Source organism: Halomarina litorea, from assembly GCF_024227715.1.
In the GTDB taxonomy this organism is placed as follows: Archaea; Halobacteriota; Halobacteria; order Halobacteriales; family Haloarculaceae; genus Halomarina; species Halomarina litorea.
This window is the reverse complement of record NZ_CP100449.1, coordinates 210,237-233,441: the sequence shown is the minus strand read 5'-3', so window position 1 is coordinate 233,441 and position 23,205 is coordinate 210,237. Positions and strand designations below refer to the sequence as shown.

General features: G+C 70.0%; 24 protein-coding genes. 12 read left to right on the top strand and 12 right to left on the bottom strand.

The window, feature by feature from the left end; translation table 11 throughout:
* Positions 1-226: 226 nt before the first annotated feature.
* From NKG96_RS18305 to NKG96_RS18280, 6 genes are all read right to left on the bottom strand, one after another.
* Positions 227-1,447, bottom strand: a complete 1,221-nt coding sequence (locus NKG96_RS18305; protein WP_254538222.1) for a CBS domain-containing protein — start codon at positions 1,445-1,447, stop codon at positions 227-229.
* 126 nt (positions 1,448-1,573) lie between these two features.
* On the bottom strand, positions 1,574-2,056 hold the full coding sequence (locus NKG96_RS18300) for a hypothetical protein (RefSeq protein WP_254538221.1): 483 nt from the start codon (positions 2,054-2,056) through the stop codon (positions 1,574-1,576).
* 137 nt (positions 2,057-2,193) lie between these two features.
* The gene (locus NKG96_RS18295; RefSeq protein WP_254538220.1) at positions 2,194-3,354 is read right to left on the bottom strand and encodes a thiolase C-terminal domain-containing protein; all 1,161 of its coding nucleotides are present in this window, start codon (positions 3,352-3,354) and stop codon (positions 2,194-2,196) included.
* Complete coding sequence (locus NKG96_RS18290; protein WP_254538219.1) at positions 3,351-3,791, bottom strand: OB-fold domain-containing protein; 441 nt, start codon at positions 3,789-3,791, stop codon at positions 3,351-3,353. Before NKG96_RS18290 ends, NKG96_RS18295 begins: the two co-directional genes overlap by 4 nt.
* Positions 3,788-4,783: a hypothetical protein gene (locus tag NKG96_RS18285; RefSeq protein ID WP_254538218.1), complete on the bottom strand. Its 996-nt coding sequence runs from the start codon at positions 4,781-4,783 to the stop codon at positions 3,788-3,790. Before NKG96_RS18285 ends, NKG96_RS18290 begins: the two co-directional genes overlap by 4 nt.
* 575 nt (positions 4,784-5,358) lie before the next feature.
* A complete protein-coding gene (locus NKG96_RS18280; RefSeq protein ID WP_254538217.1) occupies positions 5,359-5,784 on the bottom strand; it encodes a VOC family protein in 426 nt (141 codons plus the stop codon).
* Between the two features lie 81 nt (positions 5,785-5,865).
* Here NKG96_RS18280 and NKG96_RS18275 point away from each other — a divergent pair, with 81 nt between their 5' ends.
* Entirely contained in the window at positions 5,866-7,557 is a 1,692-nt protein-coding gene (locus NKG96_RS18275) for an aldehyde ferredoxin oxidoreductase family protein (protein ID WP_254538216.1), read from the top strand.
* A gap of 13 nt (positions 7,558-7,570) precedes the next feature.
* Here NKG96_RS18275 and NKG96_RS18270 read toward each other — a convergent pair whose 3' ends face one another.
* A complete protein-coding gene (locus tag NKG96_RS18270; protein ID WP_254538215.1) occupies positions 7,571-7,945 on the bottom strand; it encodes a cupin domain-containing protein in 375 nt (124 codons plus the stop codon).
* A gap of 85 nt (positions 7,946-8,030) precedes the next feature.
* Between NKG96_RS18270 and NKG96_RS18265 the strand changes: the two genes are divergently transcribed.
* The 7 genes from NKG96_RS18265 (at position 8,031) to NKG96_RS18235 (ending at position 13,238) form a co-directional block, all read left to right on the top strand.
* Positions 8,031-8,927, top strand: coding sequence for an ABC transporter substrate-binding protein (locus NKG96_RS18265; protein ID WP_254538214.1), 897 nt, complete (start codon positions 8,031-8,033; stop codon positions 8,925-8,927).
* On the top strand, positions 8,924-9,907 hold the full coding sequence (locus NKG96_RS18260; RefSeq protein ID WP_254538213.1) for an ABC transporter substrate-binding protein: 984 nt from the start codon (positions 8,924-8,926) through the stop codon (positions 9,905-9,907). Before NKG96_RS18265 ends, NKG96_RS18260 begins: the two co-directional genes overlap by 4 nt.
* Positions 9,904-10,890: an ABC transporter substrate-binding protein gene (locus NKG96_RS18255; RefSeq protein ID WP_254538212.1), complete on the top strand. Its 987-nt coding sequence runs from the start codon at positions 9,904-9,906 to the stop codon at positions 10,888-10,890. Before NKG96_RS18260 ends, NKG96_RS18255 begins: the two co-directional genes overlap by 4 nt.
* The gene (locus NKG96_RS18250) at positions 10,887-11,150 is read left to right on the top strand and encodes a hypothetical protein (protein ID WP_254538211.1); all 264 of its coding nucleotides are present in this window, start codon (positions 10,887-10,889) and stop codon (positions 11,148-11,150) included. Before NKG96_RS18255 ends, NKG96_RS18250 begins: the two co-directional genes overlap by 4 nt.
* 75 nt (positions 11,151-11,225) lie before the next feature.
* On the top strand, positions 11,226-11,525 hold the full coding sequence (locus NKG96_RS18245; RefSeq protein ID WP_254538210.1) for a DUF4242 domain-containing protein: 300 nt from the start codon (positions 11,226-11,228) through the stop codon (positions 11,523-11,525).
* Between the two features lie 20 nt (positions 11,526-11,545).
* Entirely contained in the window at positions 11,546-12,277 is a 732-nt protein-coding gene (locus NKG96_RS18240; protein ID WP_254538209.1) for a class I SAM-dependent methyltransferase, read from the top strand.
* A 46-nt stretch (positions 12,278-12,323) separates the two neighbouring features.
* The gene (locus NKG96_RS18235) at positions 12,324-13,238 is read left to right on the top strand and encodes an MBL fold metallo-hydrolase (RefSeq protein ID WP_254538208.1); all 915 of its coding nucleotides are present in this window, start codon (positions 12,324-12,326) and stop codon (positions 13,236-13,238) included.
* Positions 13,239-13,247: 9 nt separating this feature from the next.
* Here NKG96_RS18235 and NKG96_RS18230 read toward each other — a convergent pair whose 3' ends face one another.
* Positions 13,248-15,422 carry an AAA family ATPase gene (locus NKG96_RS18230; protein WP_254538207.1) on the bottom strand — a complete coding sequence of 725 codons (2,175 nt, stop codon included), beginning with the start codon at positions 15,420-15,422 and terminating at the stop codon, positions 13,248-13,250.
* Positions 15,423-15,654: 232 nt separating this feature from the next.
* On the opposite strand from NKG96_RS18230, the gene NKG96_RS18225 reads away from it, so the two are divergent.
* The 3 genes from NKG96_RS18225 (at position 15,655) to NKG96_RS18215 (ending at position 18,941) form a co-directional block, all read left to right on the top strand.
* Positions 15,655-16,566: a hypothetical protein gene (locus tag NKG96_RS18225; protein WP_254538206.1), complete on the top strand. Its 912-nt coding sequence runs from the start codon at positions 15,655-15,657 to the stop codon at positions 16,564-16,566.
* A 3-nt stretch (positions 16,567-16,569) separates the two neighbouring features.
* On the top strand, positions 16,570-18,282 hold the full coding sequence (locus NKG96_RS18220) for a pyrroloquinoline quinone-dependent dehydrogenase (RefSeq protein ID WP_254538205.1): 1,713 nt from the start codon (positions 16,570-16,572) through the stop codon (positions 18,280-18,282).
* A gap of 134 nt (positions 18,283-18,416) precedes the next feature.
* On the top strand, positions 18,417-18,941 hold the full coding sequence (locus NKG96_RS18215) for a hypothetical protein (RefSeq protein WP_254538204.1): 525 nt from the start codon (positions 18,417-18,419) through the stop codon (positions 18,939-18,941).
* Between the two features lie 31 nt (positions 18,942-18,972).
* Here NKG96_RS18215 and fer read toward each other — a convergent pair whose 3' ends face one another.
* Together fer and NKG96_RS18205 are read right to left on the bottom strand one after the other, a co-directional pair.
* A complete protein-coding gene (fer, locus tag NKG96_RS18210) occupies positions 18,973-19,458 on the bottom strand; it encodes a ferredoxin Fer (protein ID WP_254538203.1) in 486 nt (161 codons plus the stop codon).
* 63 nt (positions 19,459-19,521) lie between these two features.
* The gene (locus NKG96_RS18205) at positions 19,522-20,349 is read right to left on the bottom strand and encodes a DUF8054 domain-containing protein (RefSeq protein WP_254538202.1); all 828 of its coding nucleotides are present in this window, start codon (positions 20,347-20,349) and stop codon (positions 19,522-19,524) included.
* Between the two features lie 90 nt (positions 20,350-20,439).
* Between NKG96_RS18205 and NKG96_RS18200 the strand changes: the two genes are divergently transcribed.
* Positions 20,440-21,522, top strand: a complete 1,083-nt coding sequence (locus tag NKG96_RS18200) for a sodium:calcium antiporter (RefSeq protein WP_254538201.1) — start codon at positions 20,440-20,442, stop codon at positions 21,520-21,522.
* 13 nt (positions 21,523-21,535) lie between these two features.
* Here the strand turns inward: NKG96_RS18200 and NKG96_RS18195 are convergent, their stop codons facing one another.
* Positions 21,536-22,735 (bottom strand): sodium:calcium antiporter, encoded by a 1,200-nt coding sequence (locus tag NKG96_RS18195; RefSeq protein WP_254538200.1) that lies wholly within the window; start codon positions 22,733-22,735, stop codon positions 21,536-21,538.
* An 81-nt stretch (positions 22,736-22,816) separates the two neighbouring features.
* A complete protein-coding gene (locus NKG96_RS18190; RefSeq protein WP_254538199.1) occupies positions 22,817-23,152 on the bottom strand; it encodes an ArsR/SmtB family transcription factor in 336 nt (111 codons plus the stop codon).
* Between the last annotated feature and the right edge of the window lie 53 nt (positions 23,153-23,205).

Below are 23,205 nucleotides of genomic sequence, written 5' to 3'. Positions count from 1 at the left end.
GTCATCCACGGACACTGCCACCCTGCGGCGCCGCGGGCGACAGTGGACTCTCACGGAGGCAAACGCCCGCTCGAAGCGGCTACGGACCCGACGGAGGCCGACGGACCGTCGCGGGCACCGAACGGCGGGTGAGACGGGGACCCCTCTCGACGCCGTTCAATCACATCGAACAGCGTCGTCGGCCGCGGCGAGCGACGGGACGTCTTGAGAGAGTGCGCTTCGGGACTCACTCGACGAGGAGCCAGCCCCAGCGGCGCTCCCAGAAGTCCGCGTCCGGGTGCTTCTTGGTCCGGGCGTAGGTGCGGTCCTCGCGCAGGCGTCGGCGGAGCGCATCGCCCGCGTCGCCGAGGGCGGCGCGGGCACCGTAACCCTCGCCGGAGACGACGTAGAGCCCTCGGTCGGTCTCCAGTCGGATGCGAGCGAGGAGGAGGGGCGTCCCCCGGTGGCGCTCGTCGTGTTCGTGCAGGTGGATGCGCGCGCCGAGGACCGCCGTGTCCCCGTTCGCGGTATCGAAGCCGTCGACCATCGCGACCACGTCGTCGTAGCTCGCGTCGTCGAGGTGGTCGACGCCGTACACCTGGACCGCGCGGTTGCCGCGCACCTCGCGCGTCAGCGCGCGCAACACGTCCGACTTCGTCACGATGCCCGTCGGGTGCTCGTCGCCGTCGACGACCACGAGCGACGACCCGCCGATGGCGAACATCTCCTCGAGGGCGTCGGCGAGCGACTGATCGGGCAGGGTCGTGCGCGCCGGCGAGACCATCACGTCGCGGACCGGCAGGTCGAGCAACCGGTCGCGGTCGCCCTCGCGGGCGCCGAACCCGCCGTGCGAGCGGTAGCCGCCGCCCGACCCGGCCCCCCCGTGGCCGTCGAAGCCCGACGGAACGCCCCCACGGCTCCGTCTGACCGCGCGCGTCGTGACGCCCGTCAGGTCGTGGAGGCTGAGGACGCCCACCGCCCGGCCCCCCTCAACGACCGGCAGGTGGGTGATGCGGTGCTCACGGAGCGTGTTGAGCGCCGTCCCGACCGTCGTCTCCGGCTCGACGGTCAGCAGGTCGTCACTGGCGGCGTCCCCGACCGTCACCTCGGTGAGGGCGTCCTGAACGGCGCGCAGGAGGTCGTCGGCCGTGACGACCCCCCGGAGGTGCGGACCCTCCGCGACGGGCAGGAGGCGCGCGTCGCTCGCGAGCATGAGCCTGGCGACTTCGCGGACGTCGGTCGTGGGTTCGACCGTCGGCACGTGCCAGACGAGCGACCCCACCTTCGCGTCGGGGTGACGGTGCGAGGCGGCGAGTTGCCGGCGGGTCACGACACCGGTCGGGATTCCGTCGTCGACCACGACGACGCCCGGAACCGAGGGGTCGTCGAGGGCACCGGCGAGTTTCGAGACCGGCATATCTGGCGAGAAGTCCACGTAGTCAGTCGAGACGATGTTTCGTACGTCCATTGTCCTGTGCTGTCTGGTCCACGGTAGCCGGACGCCCGGACCGTCCTGCCGCCACCGGCGCAGTACATCGGCAGAGGGTAGGACGCGAGAGGAGAAAGCGATTGAGCCTTCGCGGCCACCGTCGAGTCAGTCCTCGAGGACGCGGGCGATGACCTCCTCCGGGTCGGAGGGATCCCCGCGGAGCGAGAGCCAGGACCCGACCGCCTCGCCCGCCAGCCCCACCCCGACGACGCCGAGCAGGGCCGCCGCCGTCAGCGCGAGCGCCGTGTAGCCGGCGTCCTCGAACAGCGCGGAGGGATAGACCCCCCGGAGGAGACCGTACAGCGTCGTTCCGAGGAGTGCCGCCCCGCCGAGGAAAAAGAGGGCGACGTGGAGGTGTCGCCGGCGCGCCGCCCGGAGCGAGCGCGACGTGGCGAGGCCGGCCGTCCACGCGGCGAGCGCGACGGCGCCACAGCCACCCGCGAGAAGGGCGTCTCCGGCGGTCGCGGCGAGTGCGGTCGCCCCCGTCCCGGCCAGCGAGACGGCGAGGGACCCGAGGAGCCGACGGTGGGTCGCGTCCCCCGTGTCGACCCACGAGACGAGTTCGCGCAGGCGCATCGGTTCGGTCATACCCGACGTGGCGGGGGGCCGCCGAAGGTCGCTGCCACAACACTCCTAGCGTCGAGGGACCGCCGGGACGATGTGTATAGCTCCGGACGGGACCGTCGCTCTGCGGTCGGTCGCGAAGAAGGGAGCAGCCCCGTCGCTCAGGGCCGTTGCAGGACGTTGACGCAACTCACTGCGCCGGTGGCGTTGCGCCCGATGCCGATGTTGTGCTGGAGGCCGACCTGCGGGTCGTCGACCTGCACGTCGCCCGCCTCGCCGCGCAGTTGCTCGTATATCTCCGCCACCTGCGCGACGCCCGTCGCGCCGATGGGATGGCCCTTCGATAGCAGGCCGCCCGAGGGGTTGACGGGCGTGTCGCCGTCGAGCGCCGAGCGGCCCTCTTCGACGAACTGCCCGCCCTGCCCCTCCTCGCAGAACCCGAGGTCCTCGTAGGTGACGAGTTCCGTGATGGAGAAACAGTCGTGGACCTCCGCGACGTCGACGTCGCCGGGCGCGATGCCCGCCATCTCGTAGGCCGCCCGCGAGGCGTGCCGGGAGGCCGGGAAGTTCGTCAGCGCCGCGTCGCCGCCACGCTGGAAACTGTCCGAGGACAGGCCGAAGCCGGCGTGTCGGATGGGGTCGTCGGTGAACTCCCGGGCGCGGTCCTCGTTCGCGACGAGGACGGCACACGCCCCGTCGGTGACGGGACAGCAGTCGTAGAGGTTGAGCGGGTAGCTCACCGTCGGTGACTCCGTGACGTCCTTGACGGAGCACTCGAACTGCTGGTGGGCGTGGGGGTACTTCGTCCCGTTCTCGTGGTTCTTGACCGAGACCTGTGCGATCTGCTCGCGCGTGGTGTCGTACTGGTCCATGTGGCGCGTGGCGCGCATCCCGAAGTAGGCGGGCATCGTCACGCCGCGCCCGCGCCAGAGGCGTTCGAGCGCCGCGCTCCCGATGAGGCCGGCGGTGTCGTCGAGCATCTTCTCCGCGCCGATGACGAGGGCGACGTCCGCGGCGCCCGCGCGCACCGCGAGCGAGGCGTTGCGGAAAGCGTCGCTCCCGGTCGCACACGCGTTCTCGACGCGCGTGATGGGCTTCTCGAAGAGGCCCGTCGCGTGGGCGACGGACGCCCCCGAGGACCCCTCGCCCGCGATGTCGATGGTGCCGTACCACGCGGCGTCGATGTCCGCCTGCGGGTCGATGCCGTGGTCGACGTCGTCCAGCAAGGCGAGGTACGCCGACTCCAGCAGGTCGTCGAACGACTGGTCGTAGTGCTCGCCGAAGTCGATCATGCCCGCGCCGACGACGTAGGCGTCGTTCACTCGCCGTCACCCCCGTCGCCGGCCTTGTCGGCACGTGGGACGCTGAACTTGAAGGAGTTGACCGGGCGCGTCCCGTCCGCGAACATCTCGCGGAAGCGGGCGTCCACCTCAGTCCCGACGTCTATTTCCTCCAGTGACGACTCGGTGAGCAGACCGTACACCCGCGCTGCCTCCCCTTCGCCGTCGACCTGTGGCAGGTCCACGACGGCGACCGGTTGTGGCGTCTCGATGTCGTCGGGGAGGTACTGCTGGACGACGAACGTCTGAATCTCGCCGCGCGTGGCGAGGGCCACCTCCTCGAACTCGGCGGGGGCCGCCCCGCAGGATTTGCAGGTACGCCGTTCGTCGGGGTAGGCGACCCACCCGCAGTCGGTGCACTCGAAGCCGACGAGTCGCTGGTCCTGCGCTCTGGTCCGGTGGTAGCGCGGGCCGCTCATGCCCCGCTCACCCCCTGGTACTCGACGGGTTCGCGGTACTCCAGATGCTTCGCGTAGGTGACGTACTCCTTGGCGTCGAGGAGGTCGGCGACGGTCAGCCCCTCGGTTCGCTCGACGCCCCTTCCCGTCTCCAGGGCGAGGGCGTCCGCACCGCCAGCGCCGTAGTTCACGGCGAGGACGGACTCGCCCTCCCCCGCGGTTTCGAGGAGGTGGACGAGGTCGAGTGCCACGCCCGCGCACCCGGCGAACCCGATCGAGTCGAACGTCGAGACCGTCTCGGCGTCCACGCCGCGGAGCGCGGTCCGTGCGAGGCGCGTCGAGGGTGCGCCCGCGACGGCCTTCTCCGGGGCCTCGCTCCCGTCGAGGGCGCGGTCGATAGCCGGGGCGACGGCGTCGGGGACGCCGTGTCGGCGCTCGAAGCGGGCGTCACCCTCCTCGGCAACCGCGCCGTGTTCGCGGTGGCGCTCGACGAACCCGGTCGTCTCGCTGCCGGCACCCGTGACGGTCGCCACGGGGTCGGTCGCGTCCTCGCTGAGAACGAACGCCGCCGCGCCCGCCCCTGCCTCCGGCGACCCGTCGGCGACCGGGTCGGCGGGGAGGACGTCCACCGCGACGGCCATCACCGTCTCGCCTGCGTCCGCGAGCGTCCGGGCCGCGCCCAACGCGTCCGTCGTCGCCCGCGTCGTCGCGCGGAAGTCGCCCGTCCGCAGGTCGCCCGTCGCCGCCAGTCGGTAGGCCACCTGCGCCGCGATGCCGTGTTCGGCGAACCGGTCGGTGATGCTCGCGGAGAACACCGCGTCGAGGTCGGCCGCCGACGCCGACGAACGGGCGAGCGCCGTCTCCGCCGCCTCGCAGGCCATCGTGACGTGGTTCTCGTCGCGTGCGGGCACCGCACTCTCGCCGCTGGCGGACCCGCCGAACTGTTCTGCGACCGCCGAGCGCTCGACGCGGTACAGCGGGACGTACCCGCCGTGACCGTCGATTACCGCCACTCGTCCGCCCTCCGATACCGTCGCGTGTGTCGTGGTACCATTGTGACCGATGCTCTGTCCCCGCGTGCTAATAGGTATCGGTCGGCGCAACCCCTTCCACAACCGGATTCCCACCGCCGGGCAGGTGCGCGGCCGGACCGGCCGGGACGTCAGTGAGTCTCACCCGTGGTCAGTGACAACTCGTCACAAATTCTCATCAGCATCCATTAGTAAACACGCGCCAGTATCAGGAATCCGTATATTATCACCTGTCGGTTAGGACGAGCGCGGATCCACCGCCATCGGGGGGATTTCCGCCACGCGGTACGTGATAACTTCGTCGGATGTGGCAGGAAAGTTTGCACCGTTCGACGTAATTATCGACCATCTGGTCACAATTGGTTCGGAAACGTTCTGATACCTGTCGAATATCGGGCGAGCACGCTCCGACGTACGGTGTTACAACCGTATCGCTGTAAGACCCGGCAGTATTCCCCCGAATAAACTGACGGTGAGTTGGAGTGTGGAGAGGCGACCGACGGACGGCCCCGTCGGTGGGGGGAGGACAGGAGAGAACGGCGGGACGCCCCGCGACTTCACACGTCGTCGTGGGTGAGGAGCGTTCGCTCGTGGGCCGGGTCGGGCGCGTCGTACGTGACGACTTCGAGGAGGTTGCCGTCCGGGTCGAGGAAGTAGAACCCCTCGAAGTCGCCCCAGTCGTAGGGACCCTGCTTGGGGAACTGCCCGTCGAGTTCGGCGACGAGGGACTCGTAGTCCTCGCGGTCCGTCGCGAACGCGACGTGGGCCTTGTCGAGGGGGTGGTCGAGTCCCCGTTCGTCCCACCCTTCGGCGCGGCCCGTCTCCGCGAGGGTGACGACGGTGTCGCCCGCCTCGAACATGGCGTGGTCGCCCTCGAAGTCCGAGGGGGGGCGGAGCAGTTCGAGGCCGAGCACCTCGTCGTAGAACTCGTAACAGTCGTCGAGGCGGTCGACGTCGAGGTTGATGTGGTCGACGGCGTCCATGCACCCCCCTCGGCGGGAGGACAGTTGAAGCTTCGCCGACACGCGGAAGCGTTATTCGCGTGTGGTCACTCGCCTGACTCGATGTTGCACGCGACGGGACCACTGCTGACTGTCGACGTGGGGACCGGGGAGACACACGAGTCCGACGTGGACCACGTCCTCGAACGGTTCGTCGGGGGACGCGGCGTCGGCACGCGCCTCGCCCACGAGCGCATCCCGTTCGACGCCGACCCGTTCGGTGCCGAGAACCGCCTCGTCTTCGCGACGGGACCGCTCCAGTCCTCGCGGACGAGTTTCACCGGCCGGCTCTCGTGTACCGGCCTCTCGCCGCTGACCGGCGGCCTCTGCTCCTCGAACGCGGGCGGGTTCCTCTCGCGGAACTTCGGCGCGACGGGCTACAGCGCCGTCGAACTCGTCGGCGCGAGCGACGAACTCGTGGCGGTCCACGTCCGCGACGACGGGGTCCGGGTCGAACCGGTCCCTGACCTGCGGGGGGCGCTCACCTCCGAGGTGACCGACCACGTCGAGGAGCGCCACGGACAGGGGGCCGAACACGTCGCGTGCGTCGGCCCCGCCGGCGAGAACCGCGTCCGCTTCGCCGCCGTCATGACCAGCGAGTCCCGCGCGTTCGGGCGCGGGGGACTGGGCGCCGTCCTCGGCGCGAAGAACGTCAAACTCCTCACCTTCGACGGCGACTCGACGCCGGACGTCGACGTCGGCGGGGAGGTGAGCGAGGACGATGAGAGCGGCGAGGCGGTAGCCGATGCCGTCCACCGGGGGGCCGCGACCAGCGACAGCGTGATGCGTCGGCAGGGGACGGCCGGGTTGACGACGTACGCCGACGAGGTGGGTGCGCTCCCGACGCGCTACTTCTCGGAACTGGCCTTCGAGGGGGCCGCGGACGTGGGGGGAGACGCCGTCGAGGCCAAGAAGTACAGGAAGGGCACCTGCTCGCAGTGCGCGTTCGCCTGCAAACTCCCCACGAGAGACGAAGAACGCGGCGTCGAGACGGAGGGGCCGGAGTTCGAGACGGTGATGGCGTTCGGGTCGAACGCCGGCGTGGACGACGTCGTGGACGTGATGCACGCCAACGACCTGTGCGACGAATTCGGGATGGACACCATCTCTTGCGGTGACACCGTCTCCGCCTACCTCGCCAGCGAGGGGGCGTTCGGGGACGTCGACCTCGTCACGGACCTCGTCGGCAAGATCGCCCGTCGCGAGGGGGTCGGCGACCTGTTGGCGGAGGGTGTCGACCGCGCGCACGGGCGACTGGACGTGGAGAACTGGACGGCGAAGGGGATGGAATTCGCCGCCCACGACGGGCGCACCCTGAACGGGCAGGCGCTCGCGTTCGCCACGTCGAACCGGGGTGCGGACCACCTCTACGGGAGCATGTACGTCTACGAGTACCCGCTGGTCGGCCCCGACGACGCCCTCGACCCGACGGGGTTCGCGGGGAAGGCCGAGCGACTGGTCGAGACGGAGAACCGGAACGCCGTCCTCGACTCGGCCATCTGCTGTCGGTTCTCGCGGGACGTGGTTGGCGAGGACCGACTCGCCGCCCTCCTCGATACGGACGTGGACTCGCTGCAGGCCGTGGGCGCGCGGGTCGTCGACCTCGAACGGCACTTCAACAACCGGCGCGGGTTCGACCGGCGCGACGACGCCCTCCCCTACGACCTGCCGGGGTTCGAGGCGGCTCTCGACGAGTACTACGAGAAACGCGGGTGGGACGACGACGGCACCGTCCCCCGGTCGCGCGTGGAGTGAGTGAGGAGAGCGCTCAGTCGTCGGACCCGGCGATGGGCGGTTCGCGCTCCCCCTTTCCCCAGTCCGGTTCCTCGCGCGGGGGGCTGAGGACGCCGATGCCGACGGCCGGTTCGTCGCCGCGGTTCTCCGCGCCGTGACGCTCCCCGCCCGGGAAGACGTAGGAGTCGCCGGGCCGGAGCGGTCGTTCCTCGCCCTCGACGAGAGCGGTCAGCGTGCCGCTGATGACGAACCCGACCTGCTCGTTCTCGTGGTCGTGGACCGGGAGGCGCGCTCCCGGTTCGACCCGCCAGAACTTCATCGACGCCCGTTCGCCCCCCGCGAGGTCGGACAGGAAGACGTCCTGTGCCACCTCGGTCGGGTCGCGATCGTCCTCCGTGACGATATTCATGGTAGCACCTGCCACACAGATGTCTCAATGTCATAAAGGTTCCTGCAGAACCGTTAAGTGGCGCTAGTGGTAGCTAGTAACTCGCATGACATCCAGTGGCACAGTTCGACTGTTCCACCTCCCGTTCTCGTTCATGCTCCCTCAGCGGGTGGCGAGCGAGCGGGGGTACTTCGAGCGTGAGGGCCTCGACGTGGAACTGGTCGAACGCGAACGGGAGGAGGTGGACTGGAAGTACATCCCGGCGGACGAGACGCTGACCGGCGACTACGACGTGGACGTCTACCCCGTCTGCAAGTGGGAGTCGCTCAAGCGGACGTGGGAGATGGGCGACGGCCGCATCGTCGCCAAGGGGACGTTCGCCGACCAGCCCTACGCGGTGTTTACCCGGCGCGAGGACATCGAGGGGCCCGAGGACCTCGCGGACGTCCCGGTGGGCATCAACGAACGGACCGGACAGGAGTACACCGCGATGCGGGCGCTGGAAGAGCACGTCCCCGAAGACCGCATCGACCTCGTCCACGAGGGGATGCCGACCGACCGCCTGCGCGCCCTGCGCGGGGGGGAGGTGGACGCCGTCACCCTCCTCGAACCCCAGAGCACCCTCGCCGAACACCTCGGGTTCCGTCGCATCATGGAGTTCGAGAACCACATGGGCGTCGTCGGGGGCGACGGCCTCTCGGACGAGGAACTCGCCGCCTTCCTCCGGGGGTACGCACGGGCCGTCGAGGACATCAACGCCGACCCCGCCGCCTTCCGCGAGGAGTACCTCTCGATGCTCCGGGCCGACGAGTCCGTCGCTCCGGACCTCTTCGAGGGCGTGGACGTCGACGCCCTGCGCGAGGACATCGAGGTGCCGACCTACGAGACGCCGGAACTCGCCGACCGGAACGAACTGGACACCCACCTGCGGTGGATGCAAGCGCGTGGCCTCGTCGCCGAGGACGCCGACATCCGGGCCATCGTCGCGGGGGGCGAGCGATGAACGTCGAGACACAGCAGACCGCCCTCGACGCCCACCACGGGAGTCGGGGGGACCTGCCGGTGATGCGGGCACGCTTCGAGCACAACGGCAGCCCCCGGTACATGCTCTACACCATGAAGCGCCTCGGCCTCGACCACGAGCACGGCTTCCACCTCGACGTGCAGTTGGTCTCTGACGCGCTGGAGGGGGGGATGGAGACCGTGGAAGCCCGCCTGCAGGACGGCGAGGCCGACCTCATCGACATCGACTACATCTCGACGGCACGCGAACGGGCGGAGGGTGCCGAAATCGTCGCCGTGCACCCCTACGGTCGGACCGTCGGCGGACTCGTCGCACCCGAGGATACCGACATCGAGGGGCTGGCGGACCTCTCGGGCCACCGAATCGGCGTCGTCCGCCGCCTCGACAAGAACTGGATACTCGTCCGGGCGGCCTGCCGGGAGTACCACGGGTTCGACCCCGACGAGACGGCCACTCCGGTCGAGGCCGGGTCGAAGGTCGGTCTCACCGAGATGCTCCACGACGGGGAGGTGGACGCCGTCCTCCAGTTCTGGCCCATCGTCCCCGAGATAACCGAGAACGGCCCCTACGAGGAGGTGTTCCCGGTTTCGGACCTCGTCCAGCGACTCTCGGGGACCGACCGAAAGCTCCCGATTTCGACGTTCCTCACGAGCGAGTCGTTCCTCGACTCGGACCGGGAGACGGTCCGGGCGTTCACGCGCGCCTACCGCGACGTGGTCGACCGACTCGTCGAAGAGGACGAACACTGGGAGGTCGTCGGCCGCGAGCTGATGACCTACGACGACCCCGACGTCGTCCGGGCGGTGCGGGACGGCTGGCGGGACATGGTCGTCCGCGACTGGAACGGCGAGACGGTCCGTGGGATGGAGCGGCTGTTCGACCACCTGCTGGAGGTGGGCGGCCCGGCGGCACTCGGCGTCGACCACATCCCCGAGGGGACCTTCCACACCGACCCATGACGGCCGTCGACTTCCAACTCAACTGGGAACCGAACGGCTTTCAGGCCCCGTACTTCCTCGCCCGGGCGCGGGGGTTCTACGAGGCGGAGGGACTCGACGTGCGCTTCGTGGAGGGCCACGGGTCGCCGTTCGCCGCCGAGGAGGCCGCCCGCGGGCGGGCCGACATCGGGCTGGCGGGGGCGAGCGCCGTCCTCGCCAAGCAGAGCGAGGGGTTCGACCCGCTGGCCGTCGCCGCGGTGACGAAGAAGACGCCCGCCGCCATCTACACCCTCCGGGACGTCTTCGGGGAGGAACTCGACTCGCCCGAGCAACTGGCCGGGCGGACCGTCGCCCCCTCCGCGACGAAGACCCGCATCCTCGCCGCACAGCTACTCGAATCGGCGGGAGTCGCGGACGAGGCGGACCTGAAGGACGTGGACCCGAACACGCACCACCGCGTCCAGCACCAGGTGCTCGACGGGTCGGTTGACGCCGCCGTCGGCGTCGTCACGAACGGCCTCGAACTCGAACGGGAACACGGGCGGACCGCCGACGAACTCCCCGTCGGCGACCACCTCGCCGTCTACGGGATGACACTCGTGAGCAACCGGGCGTTCGTGGGCGACCACCCGGAGGCGACGCGGGCGTTCCTGCGCGCGACGGCCCGCGGGTGGGCGGCGGCGACGAACGACCCGGAGGCCGCAATCGACGCTCTCGTCGAACGCAACGCCACCCTCGAACGCCGCCGGGAGATAGCGACCCGCAAGTTCGAGGCGGCCGCGACCGACCTCCAGTACACCGACCACGTCCGGCGGGCCGGGTGGGGCGCCCACGAACCCGACCGGTGGCGTCGACTCGCGGGGATGCTCGCCGAGACGGACCTCCTCGACGGCGGCGTCGCGCCGAACGCCCTCTGGACGAACGACTACCTCGACGACGACGCGCCCGAAATCGGCGACTACGCGGCCCGCATCGGGCGGGGCGGGGAGGGGACGGGCCCGTGATTCCGCCGTCCGTCCTCGTCGTCGCCGCCCTCCTCACACTCGCCTTCACACTCTGGGCGGGGTACGCGACGGTCCTCGGGACGGGCGGGGACGGGACGCGCCCCGTCGGGCGGTCGATGCCCTCGCCGGCCACCGCCGTCGGGGGATGGGTCGGCGACGCGAGCGTCGTCTGTCCCCACTGTCGCACCGAGAACCGGGTGACAAACGCCCACTGTGCCGGCTGTCGCGCACCGCTCTCCCCGGAGTGGCCCGTCGAGTAGCCGGGCCGGTCGGGGGCGACCCGCGCCAGCCACGGAAAGATATACAACAGCGACACCGCAGTCCCTAGACGGACCATGGCAGACCGAGACACGCACGACTTCCTCATCCTGCGCGAACTGGACGAACCGATCACCCGGGAGGACCTCTCGGCGGCCGCCGACGCCTCCGGGGAGACCCTGGAGGCACTCCGCGAGGAGGGCAAGGACATCCACTGGGTGGACTCGGAGGTGCTGACGGACGACGAGGACCGCGTCGTCGGGACGTTCTGCCACTACCAGGCGCAGGACGAACAGACGGTACGGGAACACGCCGACCGCGCGGGCCTCCCCGCGACGAAGGTGACGCGACGCGGCGACCCGCTCTCGGGCGAGTAACGCGTCCGGCCTCGCGGCGCATGTACTACTTCGGCATCTACCACTGGCGGCGACGCGGGCGAGCCATCGCCCTCGGTACCCTCTCCGTCGTCCTCGGGGGTCTCCTCGCCGTCCGTCCGGGCCGATCACTCCGTCGGCTGGCCGGACTTGGCGCGGCGTGCTGGGGGGCGCGGTCCGGGGGACGGGCACTCCGTCGACTCGCCGGGTCGCCACCGTGGCACGTCGAGACGGCGAAGTACGAGGCGCTGGCAGCACTGCTCCCGCTCGACGACGCCGACGCCGTCCTCGACGTCGGTTGCGGGACGGGTCGGTCGCTCGTCGGACTGGCGGGGGCGCTGTCAGCGGGGACGACGCTCCTCGGACTCGACGTCTTCGACGACCGGGTCATCCTCGGCAACGGGCCGGCGCTTGCCCGCCGGAACGCGCGACTCGCCGGTGTGGACCCCGCCCTCCTCCGCGGTGACGCCGCGCGACTCCCGGTCGTCGATGGCGGCGTCGACGTCGTGACGGCCTGTCGCGTCCTTCACGACCTGCCTCGCGAGGCCGCGCGTCGGGCCGTCAGGGAGGCCCACCGCGCCTGTTCGCCGGGCGGGACCCTGGGCGTCCTCGAACTCCCCCTCCCGCACGACGCGGACGCGGACCCGGCGACGTACTGGCGTGACCTCGTCCGGGAGGCGGGGTTCACCGTCGACCACTGCGAGGAACGGACCGTCGACGGCCGGGAGTACGTCCTCGTCGTCGGGCGCGCGTGACGACCACACCTCGAACGGTTAAGGCCCCCGCGCGGGAGGGTGGGACATGGCAATCGGCGACGTCGAACGCGTCACGGCGGGCGGGTGTAGCGACCTCTCCTACGTCGACACGGGAATGTACGACACGGCGGGCTACGGGTCGGTGTACGTCCTCGACGCCGAACGACCCGCAATCGTGGAGACGGGCACCGGGGCCCACCACGACCGCATCCTCGACGCCCTCGTCTCCCTCGATATCGACCCGGCGTCGGTCGAAGTCCTCGCGGTGACGCACGTCCACCTCGACCACGCGGGCGGCGCGGGCCACCTCGCACGCGCGTGCCCGAACGCGGAGGTGGTGGTCCACGAGGCGGGCGCACCCCACCTCGTCGACCCGTCGCGCATCGCCGAGGGCACCCGGGCGGCCGTCGGCGACCTCTGGGCGTTCTACGTCGACCCGGTCCCCGTCCCGGAGTCGCGGGTCAGGGCGGTCGCCGACGGCGAGCGCGTCGACCTCGGCGACCACCAGCTGGAGGTCCACCACGTGCCCGGCCACGCGCCGCATCAGGTCATCTACCACGACCCGGCCAACGAGGCGGTGTTCACGGGTGACGCCGCGGGTGTCTGGGTGCCCTCGCTCGGGCGGACGGAGAAAACTACGCCGCCGTGGAGCTTCGACCTCGAACAGTCGCTCGCCGACCTGCGGACGATTCGGGACCTCGACCCCGAGACGCTCCTGTTCTCCCATTTCGGGCCACAGTCCACCCCCGAGGGGACGCTCGCGGACTACGGGGGGGCGCTGCGGGAGTGGGTAGAGGAAGTCGATGCGGCCCGCGCGGAACTCGGCGACGACGAGGCTGTCGTCGACCACTTCGTCGAACGGACCGAGATGGACGCCGTCTGGGACGAGCGTCTGGCCCGCGGGGTAGCCGCCGTCGACGCGCGCGGCGCCCTCGACTACCTCGACGGGCGGGGGGCGTAGCTCGCGGGGTCAGGTCCCGGGGTCCCTGCTCCGGTGGCCGTCCCCAGTGTTGGCGTCGACCACCTCCAGCGCAGCGTCGAAGTGGTCTGCGGTGAGGTGGATGTCCTCGACGTGGCCGCCGTCGTGAACGAACTCGCGGACGGCGGTCGCGGCGGCCTCTCGGCAGACCGCTTCGAGGTCCGCGCCGACGTAGCCCTCCGTGCGGGCCGCCAGTCCGTCGAGATCGACGTCGTCTGCGAGGGGTCGGTCGCGGGTGTGGACGGTCAGAATCTCGCGGCGGGCGGTCTCGTCCGGCGTGCCGACGTGGATGTGACGGTCGAAGCGGCCCGGCCGGAGGAGGGCGTCGTCCAGGAGGTCACGACGGTTGGTCGTGGCCACGACCACCACGTCCTCCAGTTCCTCCAGGCCGTCGAGTTCGGTGAGCAGTTGGGAGACGACCCGCTCGGAGACGCCGCTGTCGGCGGCCCCGCCCCCGCGTTCTGCGGCGAGGGCGTCGATTTCGTCGAAGAAGACGACGGTGGGGGCGTTCGCGCGGGCCTTCTCGAACACCTCGCGGACGCCCTTTTCGGACTCGCCGACGAACTTATCGAGCACCTCGGGGCCTTTCACCGAGATGAAGTTCGCGTCGGACTCGCTCGCCACCGCCTTCGCCAGCAGGGTCTTGCCGGTCCCCGGCGGGCCGTAGAGGAGCACGCCCTTGGCCGGCGTCAGGGCCACCCGGTCGAAGGCGTCGGGGTACGCGAGGGGCCACTGGACCGTCTCGCGCAGGCGCGCCTTGGTCTCCGCCAGTCCGCCGACGTCCTCCCACGTCACGTCGGGCACCTCCACGAACACCTCCCGCAGCGCCGAGGGTTCCGTGTCGCCGAGGGCCGCCTCGAGGTCGCCCGCCGTGAGGCGCAGGTCGGTCAGGTCGGCGAGGAAGTCGGCGTCCGAGAGGTCGGCGTCTTCGGGGAGCGCCGCGTCCTCCCCCCGGACGCGCCGGATGGCGCACATCGCGGCCTCCCGCACGAGGTGTGCGAGGTCCGCGCCGACGTAGCCGTGGGTCCGGTCGGCCAGTCTCCCGAGGTCGACGTCGGCGGCGAGGGGGACCCGCCGCGTGTGGACGTCGAGAATCGCCCGGCGGTCGTCCCGGTCGGGGACGCCGACGGCCACCTCGCGGTCGAAGCGGCCCGGACGGCGCAGGGCGGGGGCGACGGCGTCGGGGTCGGTGGCCGCGCCGACGACCACGACGCTCCCGTCGTCCGCCACCCCGTCGAGCAGCGAGGCGAGGTGTGCCGCGACGCCGTCGCCGGGGCCACCGTCGGAGTCGCCGGGGGACCCGAATGCGTCCAGGTCGTCGAGGAGGAGGACCGCCCGGTCGTGGACGGCCGCTTCCTCGAAGGCTGCCCGAAGGCGCGCTTCGGCCTCGCCGCGGTGTCCCGAGACGAGTTCCGACCCAGAGACGGCCGCGAAATGGGCGTCGGTCCCGCCCGCGACGGCTCTGGCGAGCATCGTCTTGCCCGTCCCGGAGGGGCCGGTGAGGAGGACGCCCGTGGGCGGGTCGACCCCGAGGTGGCGAAAGAGGTCCGGGTGGCGCAGGGGGAGGTCGACGAGTTCGCGGACCGCGCCGAGTTCGCGGTCGAGGCCGCCGACGTCGGCGTAGGCGACCCCCGTCCGTCGCGACGGGCCGTCCTCGACGGACACCTCGTCTGCCGCCCCGGTGTCGACGCGGATGCTCGTCCAGTCGCGGACGACGACGGCGTCCGTCGGGGTCGTCTCGGTGACCGTCACGGGGAGGTACTCCGGCGCGTCGGTCGCCGGGTCGGACTCGACGAGGACCGTCTGGCCCGCGACGACGGCCTGTCCGACGAGTCGGTCCCGGAAGTAGAGCGCGAGGTTCCCCTCGACGTCGAGGTGGGGCGGCATCGCGACGGTGACTCGCTCCGCGGACTCGACGTCGACGGCCTCGACCGGGACGCTGTCGCCCGCCGCCACGCCGGCGGTCCGCCGCCGCCGGTCGTCCAGCCTGACGACCCCCGCCTCGCCGTCCGTAGGGACGACCTGTGCGACGACCGGCCCCTCGTGGCCCCGGACGACGACGTAGTCCCCGCTCGCGATACCTAGTTCGGTCAGCGCGCCGCGCGAGACGGTGGCGAGGCCCGCCCCGATGTCGCTCGCCTCCGGCGGTCGTACGGTCAACTCCATCGGTTCGTGCGACCACCACTCACGCTCCGAGGGGCATAAAGCCACCCCGCCCGGGGCCGGCCGAGTCGAGAGCCGGGACCCGAACTCACCCCGCCGCCCGCGCGACTCACCGCCGGAAGGCGGCCAGTCTATCCGAGTCCGTAACTATCTTTCGTAAATCAATTTCACCCGTCACGAATGGTGTGGTAAACTATATCATGGAATGCAGTACCTAGTGACCCATGGTGATTGCATGGTCGATGTGAGTACACCGCAGGTGACGCACGAGGACGAGGAACAGCTGACGAGGACGCTCGGCATCGAGGCCGGGGGGAAGTCGTTGAGTATCGGGGAGATGCGCGACGCCGTCGAGGCGGAGGCCGACCCGGCGTTCGCCTCGCTCGGCGAGTCGACCCGGCGCGACCTGGAAGGGGAACTCGACGCGGACCTCCTCGAACGCGAACTGGAGAACATCGTCGAGCAGGTGGCCCGCCTCCCCTCGATACGGGAGGTGGGCATCCCCGACGGGGACCGGGAACCCGAGGTGCTGTATCGGGCTGTCGCCGAACCGGGCTGGCGGGTGTACGAACACCTCCTCGACGTCGGGTTCTTCGACAGCGTCGACGTGCACTCACCACGCTTCTCGAGCGACCACATCAGACACACCGCGCAGGGACTCGTCGAGTCCGAGACGCTCACGGACGAACTGGCCGACGCCGGCTTCGACGAGCGCGAACAGACGGTGTTGATGATGAACGTGACGAACAACGACGACCGGCTGGCGCGATGGGTTCCCACTGCCCAGATCCCGGACGGGGTCGAGTTCAACGTCGAGGACGTCCCGCCGCTCCAACAGCGGGCGATGGGCGGGGCGCTGCTGTGGATACAGACCCTCGACGTCCACCTGTGGCAGAAGCAGGTGCTCATCACCGAGACGATTCTCGACGACGCCGTCTGGGACGTGAAGGCGATGCTCGGCGGGCTCTACCTCCTGACGAGGGCGGCCCTCGAGATCGCGGACGGCGGCACGGACGAGTTGACGGACAGCCAGGCGACGGCGGCGCTCACGGCGGGCACCGCCATCGCCATCATCAATCAGCAGGAGATCTGCCGGGACGCCTACCGTATCACGGACGAGATGCGCGCCCCGAGCGAAGTCAGATAATACATGTCAATCGAAGAAGACAGGGCCGTCAAGGCCGCACAGGACACAGTCGTACGGGAGACGGACAACGGGTATCGCGTGCTGGGGTCGCCGGACAAGTCTGTGACACACCAACACGACGTCGACCGCATCCCCCAGAAGGACGTCACCCAGGAGATGCTGAGCAACTCCGGGGAGAACGAGGAGGCGTGGCTGATGTACGGCGGGAACTACCATCAGCACCGCTACACCACGGCCGACGTCATCACGAAGGAGAACGTCGACCAACTCGAACTCGAACACGACCTGGAGGTCGGGGCCGGGTCGAGCATGGAGGGGTCGCCGGTCATCGTGCCGGGCGACCCGCCCATCATGTACCAGTCGAACGGCCCGAACCACCTGAAGGCCATCGACCCGCGCGAGGGCGACGTCCTCTGGAGTTACACCTACGCCGTCCCCTCGGAGGTCATGCTCTGCTGTGACGACAACAACCGGGGCGTGGCCGTCTACGAGGACAAGGTGTTCATGATGACCCTCGACTCGGGGGTGCAGGCCCTGAACCGCTACACCGGCGAGGAGGAGTGGTACCACTCGACGGCCGACCACGAGCGCGGCTACTCGGCGACGTGGGCGCCCATCGTCCACGAGGGCACCCTCTACACGGGGAGCGCGGGCGGCGAGTACGGGGTGCGCGGCTTCCACACCGCCATCGACTGCGAGACGGGCGAGGAGAAGTGGTTCACCCGCACCTGCCCCGAGGAGGAGTGGGTCGGCGACTCCATCAACCAGGCCGCCGGCACCAACTGGATGACGGCCACCTTCGACGAGAAGCGCAACCGCCTCTACTTACCAGTAGGCAACCCCGGCCCGGACTTCGACGGATCGGTGCGCCCGGGGCCGAACCGCAACACCTGCGGGACGCTCTGTCTCGACGCCGAGACGGGCGAACGACTCTGGTTCCACCAGGAGTCGCCCCACGACGTTTGGGACTACGACTCCGCGTGCCCGCGCGTGTTCATCGAGGACCTCGAGATATCCCACCGCAACCAGACCAAAGACGTCGTCGTGGACGCGGGCAAGACCGGGTGGGCGTACACCGTCGACGCGGAGACGGGCCAACTCATCGAGCGCTCCGAGCCGGGGGTCCAGCAGCTGAACATGTTCAGCATGATTCCCCACATCGACGAGGGACGCCGCGGGACGTTCATGCCCGGTGGGATGGGCGGCAACGACTGGCAGCCACCCACCTACAACCACGAGACCGGGCTCATCTACTACAAGATGCACAACAACGCTCAGGAGGCGTGGTGGCGCTTCGAGGAGTTCGAAGAGGGCAAGAAGTACTGGGGCGGCATCCTCGAAGACGAGACCGAGGCGATGCCCGACGAGTACAACGGCCACATCGCCTCCATCAGCGCCATCGACCCCGAGACGGGCGAGCGGGTCTGGCGCGACTGGATCGACAGCGAGACCTACCTCTGGGGCGGGACGATGTCCACGGCGACGGGCCTGATGTTCACCGGCACGCAGAACGGGAACGTCATCGCCTACGACGCCGAGAACGGCGAGCGACTGTGGGAGTTCGACACGGGCGACGCGCCCATCTCCTCCAGTCCCGTCAGCTGGTACGACCCCGGGACGGACAAGCAGTACATCGCGTTCCAGATCGGCGGCAGCGGGTGGCTCCGTCGCGGCAAGCGCGACACCCGGCTGGCCATCTTCTCGATGTCCGCCTGAGGCCCGACCCCCGACCGAGTTCGCCTTTTTTGCCGCGCGACGCGGCACCGACAGCGACCGCGCCGTCCGCCGCACGTCGCCCGGTTCCACGACCCGACCAAAGGTATTTGGAGCGTCGTGCCAACCGTGCGCACATGTCACGAGCGTACCGACAGACCCCGGACCGCAGCGACGAGCGCGAGGCGACCGACCGCGACGGGACGGCCGAGGACCCCGTCGCGAAACAGCGGGTGGGACGCGACGGGCGGGACGCGGGGGGCGAGGACGTCGGGTCGACGTTCGAACAGCTCGTCGAGGAGATGATTCAATCGCGCATCGGCGAACTCGAACGCGAGGTGGAGGCGCTCGAACGGCAACTGGAGGAGGTGGACAACTTCGCGCGCATCAGCCTCAACGAGCGCAAGATCAAACAGGCCGAGGGGAACCTCTCGGAGTTCTCGGACTCGCTGACCGGGTTCGCCGAGAAGGCGTTCGACGACATCAACGAACTCGAAGCGCGGATGGACTCGCAGGCGCTCTTACTGTCGGCCGTCCTCGAGGGGTTGAGCGAGGAGGACATCGACCTCGACTTGAGCGAGGTCGAACGCTACCAGCAGGACCAGGTGGTCGTAAACACCACGCCGGAGGAGCGACTGGAGGCGGCCGTCCAGCGGTTCTGACCACTCCGTCCCTATCCACCCTGCCCCCGTTTCACACCTCCCGCACGCCGATGACCCGGTCGCGGAGATAGTCGAGGTGCTGGGCGTTGTAAACGATCCCCACCCGGTCGGTGACCGCGAGGCTCTGACAGGTGAGGATGATTCCCTTCTCTTCGACCTCCTCGTCGGTGAGGATGAGGTCCATGTCCATCGTCACCTCGCCCTCGACGAGGATGGCCGCGCAGTTCGCACAAGAGGCCGCGCGACACTCGAAGGGCCACTGGTGGCCCTGGTCCTCAGCGGCGTCGAGAATGTAGCGGGTCGCCCCGGCCTCGAACGTGCCGTGGTCGGCGTCGTCCAGGTCCGCCTCGGCCGCCTTCTCGAAGAGATCGTCGTCCTCCAGCGTCCACCCTCGCTCCGTGAGGACCTGGTAGTTCAGATACTCGACCGTCCGGGTCGCTTCGGGTTCTTCGTCCGCGGCGTCCGCCTCGGCGTCACGACCGACCTTGACGTTCGGCAACTGCGGCTGCGGGCACATGCGTCGTCGAACGGGGGCGAGCGGTTAGAAGGTTGCTACTAGATAGCATCCGACACTTACTGGTCAGGCGTCGAGCACTCGGCGACCGGGGGGCGTCCCGTCGTCCTCACCGCGGACGGTGGCGCTGGCGATCGGCGTCTCACAGTCCGTGCAGGCCGCGTCGTAGGCGGTGTACTCGGGCTGACAGCAGGGGTCGTCGGTCAGCGTCTCCGTCTCGACGGGGCCGTCGCAGGCCGGACACGTCACGAGGGAGAGTCGGAGGGCCGTGAGGAGGTCCTGTCGGGTCGACCGGTCGAGCATCTCCCACCCCTCGATTCGCGCGCGGAGTTCGGCCCCCGCGGTCACGTCCGCGAGGAGGGCGGCCCGGGAGGGCCACCGGACCATCGCGTTCCCGTCGACGACGAACGACCGCTCGCTCTTGGCGTCGACCGACTCGGCGTCGAACAGGCGGGCCACGCTCTCCTCCGGGTCGCCCCCGTCCCACGCCGCCATCCGGTCGTGCCACGCCGCGCGGAAGCCCTCGGAGAGGGGGGGAGCCGTTCCATCGCGCGTGAACACGCCGGCGTCGGTCAGGAGTTCGACGCCCGCCTCGCGGTCGGTCGCGTCCGCCCGGACCGTCGGTTCGACGCGCTCCTTCCCGAACAGGGCGAGTACCGACGCGGGCAGGTAGCGCTCCGTGAGTTCCGGGGTCCCCGGGACGAGGTACCCCCGGAGGTAGACGACGACGAGCGACGCGAGGAAGGCCCCGACGCCGACCACCGGGGTCAGCGCCGAGAGCGCGACGCCGAGGGCGGCGGCGAGAAGGACGTTCACGACCGTACAGGGGAGACACCGGTTCTCCCCGGTGTACTCGGGTCGGCTGACCCGTCCGAGGCTGTGAGAGACACGCATGCAGTCGTCGACACCTTCGGGTCGAGGGACATAAACTCGGCGGGCCGTCACGGCCCATCCCTATAAGGTGACCCCGCCGCTGATCCGACCATGCAGTTCGGCGCGCCCGGAGTCCTCGTCGGTGCCGTCGTGTTCCTCGTCGGCGTCGTTCTCGTCGTCGAGAGCGTCGAGACGTTCGTGGAGGCCATCGCCGAGAGCGCCGTCGCGCTGGGCGTCTCGGCGTTCTTCCTGACGGTCCTGCTCGCGGGGACGGACCTCGAGAACGCGGTGCTCGGGTTGGCCGCCGTCCTCGACGGCCTCCCCGCGGTCGCACTCGGCACCGTCTTCGGCGAGGCGCTGTTCATCTTCGGGGTGGCCGTCGGCGTCGCGGGCGTGGTCACCCCGTTCGAGACGCGGGTCCCCCGGCCGTACCTCCTGCTCTTTCTCGGGACGCCGGCGCTGTTCTTCGCGCTGGCGATGGACGGGACGCTCACGCGATTCGACGGCGTCGTCCTGACCGGAGCGTACCTCCCGCTGGTGGTCGCCGTCTACGTCCTCGAAGCCGGGTCGTCGACGCGCTACCTCGCCAGCGAAGAACTCGGCGAGGGCGTCGCGGCCGGAGACGGAGGACGGGAGGAGGAGGAGGGAGAGGGGGACGGGGACGACGAGGACGAGGGGGGGTTCGACCTCGACCTCGACCTCGACGACGTCGTCGAGAGCGAGCGACTGGACGCCCTCCGGGAGCGCCACGAGGGGTGGTACCGCCTCGGCGTCGCCCTCCTCGCGATGGCCGGGATGACCGTCGGATCGGAACTCGCCGTCTCGGGCGCGCGGGGGTTGCTGTCGGCGTTCGACCTCTCGGGGCTTGCCTTCGGCGCGACCGTGATGAGCTTCGTCGCCTCGCTGGAGGAACTGGCGCTGACCGTCGAACCCGTCCGGCAGGGCCGCCCGCACCTCGGGGTGGGGAACGTCGTCGGGAGCGCCCTCTTTTTCGTCACCGCCAACGCGGGCGTCCTCGCGCTCGTCCGCCCCATCGACACGGGCGGGGCGGTGTTCACCGTCCACTGGCCGTTCTTCCTGCTCACGCTGGTCGTCGTCGCGGGCGCGTTCCTCAGGGGGCGCGTCGGACGACCCGTCGGCGTCCTCCTGCTCGGAACGTACGCCGCCTACTGGGGCGCGAACTACCTGATGTAATCACAGTGTGCGTTCAGCCACCGAGCGGGACGCCGCCGAAGAGGGCGATGGCGACCACCCAGTAGGCGACGTAGAGGCCGCCGAGCAGGTAGCCGTGCCAGCGTTCCAGTCGGCCCTCGTGGAGGAAGTACGCCGCGAGCGCCGTCACGAGCACCACGACGGGGAGGTGGAAGGTGAGCACCGACCCCGAGATGTCGAGTTCGCTCAGGAGCATGATGACGCCGACGTTGCCCGTCAGCGAGAAGAGGACACTCCCGATGACGTTCCCGACGCCGATTTCGGGGACCCCCCGGCGGACCGGTTCGAGCGTGAGCATGATATCCTCGAACGTGAGGATGGCGGTGAGCACCGTCGCGCCGAACACCGTCTGCTCGATGCCGAAGCCCTCGACGACCACCTCGGACCCTACCTCCAGCAACATGGATGCGAAGACGATGCCCGCAAGTGCGAGCACCGCGAGCACCAGCCAGATGGCCCCCGACCCGGTCCGCCCGCCGACGAACCGGTCCTCGGGGATACGCGAGACAGCCTTGGGGAGGGCGACGCCGCCGTCCGCCTGCACCCGACCGCCGACGTCCGTGTCCCAGAACACCCGCGAGTCGCGCTGGAACTCGCGGACGACGATGTAGCCGAACATGAGGACGAACGCTCCGAGGAGGAGCAGCCCGTGGACGAACGTCAGCGTCCCCGCGAGGACGAACGGGACGAGGAGCAGCGGGGAGAGGCCGAACAGGGCCACGTAGTCGGTCGGGAGGTCGACCGGGAACGGCTCGACGATGGCCGCGAGCGCCAGCGTCACGCCGACGATGGCCAGCCCCGTCCCGAGCGCCGTCCCCAGCGCCGCCCCCTCCAGGTCACCCGCCGAGAGGACCAGCGCGAGGATGGTGTCGTCGAACTCGAAGCCCGTGAAGACGACGGCGAGGGCGAACAGCGACACCTGCAACCCGAAGGCCGCGCGCGTGAGGTAGCTGATGAGTTTCTCGACGCACGCCGTCAGGAGGAGCATCCCCGCGACGAGGACGAGCACCGCCCCCACCAGCCCCTGTCCCTCGACGAACCCGGCGAGCATCCCCTCGATACCCCCTTCCTCACCTTCCTCACCGGCCTCGCGTGCCTCGTCGGCCTCCTGTGCCACGACGCCGCCGGCCGCGACCACCCCCAGAAGGACCACAGCGACCAGTACGACACCTAGTGGCCTGCTACCGAAGCGCATATCACTCCAATCGAGGGCTGGTAACTATACGTTACCCTTCGTGTAGGGCCCTTCGTTGAACGACGGTACACGGTAGCCGGGTCAGTCGCCGGCGCCCTCGCTCTCGGCCCCCTCGCCGGCCGTGGCGTCACTGGGTGTCGGCTTCTCGTCGGCGTGCTGGGCGTGCAGGACGAACGTCCGGTCCGGCGGCGGTGCCGCCCGCAACTCGACCGTCTTCGCGAGGCGGTAGTACTTCCGCCGACTCACCCAGTAGCTCGTGACGACGTCCGCCTCCTCCAGCACCGAGAGGTGGTGGACCGCCGTCTTCCCGTCCATCCCGACCCGCTCGGCCAGTTCCGAGACGTACCGGGGTTCGGACGAGAGCTCCTGGAGAATCCGCAGGCGCGCCTTGCTCCCGAGCACGTCGAACAGCGACATACCCCCACGTCGGCGTCCGCCGAGAAGTAACTGGCGACGTGAACACGGCTCAC

What these genes read in the sequence shown, in the direction of transcription:
- NKG96_RS18270 (WP_254538215.1), bottom strand. Translation starts at nt 7,945, where the DNA reads ATGAATATCGTCACGGAGGACGATCGCGACCCGACCGAGGTGGCACAG.
- NKG96_RS18195 (WP_254538200.1), bottom strand. Translation starts at nt 22,735, where the DNA reads ATGCGCTTCGGTAGCAGGCCACTAGGTGTCGTACTGGTCGCTGTGGTC.
- NKG96_RS18225 (WP_254538206.1), top strand. Translation starts at nt 15,655, where the DNA reads ATGGTCGATGTGAGTACACCGCAGGTGACGCACGAGGACGAGGAACAG.
- NKG96_RS18215 (WP_254538204.1), top strand. Translation starts at nt 18,417, where the DNA reads ATGTCACGAGCGTACCGACAGACCCCGGACCGCAGCGACGAGCGCGAG.
- NKG96_RS18300 (WP_254538221.1), bottom strand. Translation starts at nt 2,056, where the DNA reads ATGACCGAACCGATGCGCCTGCGCGAACTCGTCTCGTGGGTCGACACG.
- NKG96_RS18275 (WP_254538216.1), top strand. Translation starts at nt 5,866, where the DNA reads ATGTTGCACGCGACGGGACCACTGCTGACTGTCGACGTGGGGACCGGG.
- NKG96_RS18265 (WP_254538214.1), top strand. Translation starts at nt 8,031, where the DNA reads ATGACATCCAGTGGCACAGTTCGACTGTTCCACCTCCCGTTCTCGTTC.
- NKG96_RS18205 (WP_254538202.1), bottom strand. Translation starts at nt 20,349, where the DNA reads ATGCGTGTCTCTCACAGCCTCGGACGGGTCAGCCGACCCGAGTACACC.
- NKG96_RS18260 (WP_254538213.1), top strand. Translation starts at nt 8,924, where the DNA reads ATGAACGTCGAGACACAGCAGACCGCCCTCGACGCCCACCACGGGAGT.
- NKG96_RS18245 (WP_254538210.1), top strand. Translation starts at nt 11,226, where the DNA reads ATGGCAGACCGAGACACGCACGACTTCCTCATCCTGCGCGAACTGGAC.
- fer (WP_254538203.1), bottom strand. Translation starts at nt 19,458, where the DNA reads ATGTGCCCGCAGCCGCAGTTGCCGAACGTCAAGGTCGGTCGTGACGCC.
- NKG96_RS18280 (WP_254538217.1), bottom strand. Translation starts at nt 5,784, where the DNA reads ATGGACGCCGTCGACCACATCAACCTCGACGTCGACCGCCTCGACGAC.
- NKG96_RS18235 (WP_254538208.1), top strand. Translation starts at nt 12,324, where the DNA reads ATGGCAATCGGCGACGTCGAACGCGTCACGGCGGGCGGGTGTAGCGAC.
- NKG96_RS18240 (WP_254538209.1), top strand. Translation starts at nt 11,546, where the DNA reads ATGTACTACTTCGGCATCTACCACTGGCGGCGACGCGGGCGAGCCATC.
- NKG96_RS18190 (WP_254538199.1), bottom strand. Translation starts at nt 23,152, where the DNA reads ATGTCGCTGTTCGACGTGCTCGGGAGCAAGGCGCGCCTGCGGATTCTC.
- NKG96_RS18230 (WP_254538207.1), bottom strand. Translation starts at nt 15,422, where the DNA reads ATGGAGTTGACCGTACGACCGCCGGAGGCGAGCGACATCGGGGCGGGC.
- NKG96_RS18305 (WP_254538222.1), bottom strand. Translation starts at nt 1,447, where the DNA reads ATGGACGTACGAAACATCGTCTCGACTGACTACGTGGACTTCTCGCCA.
- NKG96_RS18200 (WP_254538201.1), top strand. Translation starts at nt 20,440, where the DNA reads ATGCAGTTCGGCGCGCCCGGAGTCCTCGTCGGTGCCGTCGTGTTCCTC.
- NKG96_RS18220 (WP_254538205.1), top strand. Translation starts at nt 16,570, where the DNA reads ATGTCAATCGAAGAAGACAGGGCCGTCAAGGCCGCACAGGACACAGTC.
- NKG96_RS18255 (WP_254538212.1), top strand. Translation starts at nt 9,904, where the DNA reads ATGACGGCCGTCGACTTCCAACTCAACTGGGAACCGAACGGCTTTCAG.
- NKG96_RS18290 (WP_254538219.1), bottom strand. Translation starts at nt 3,791, where the DNA reads ATGAGCGGCCCGCGCTACCACCGGACCAGAGCGCAGGACCAGCGACTC.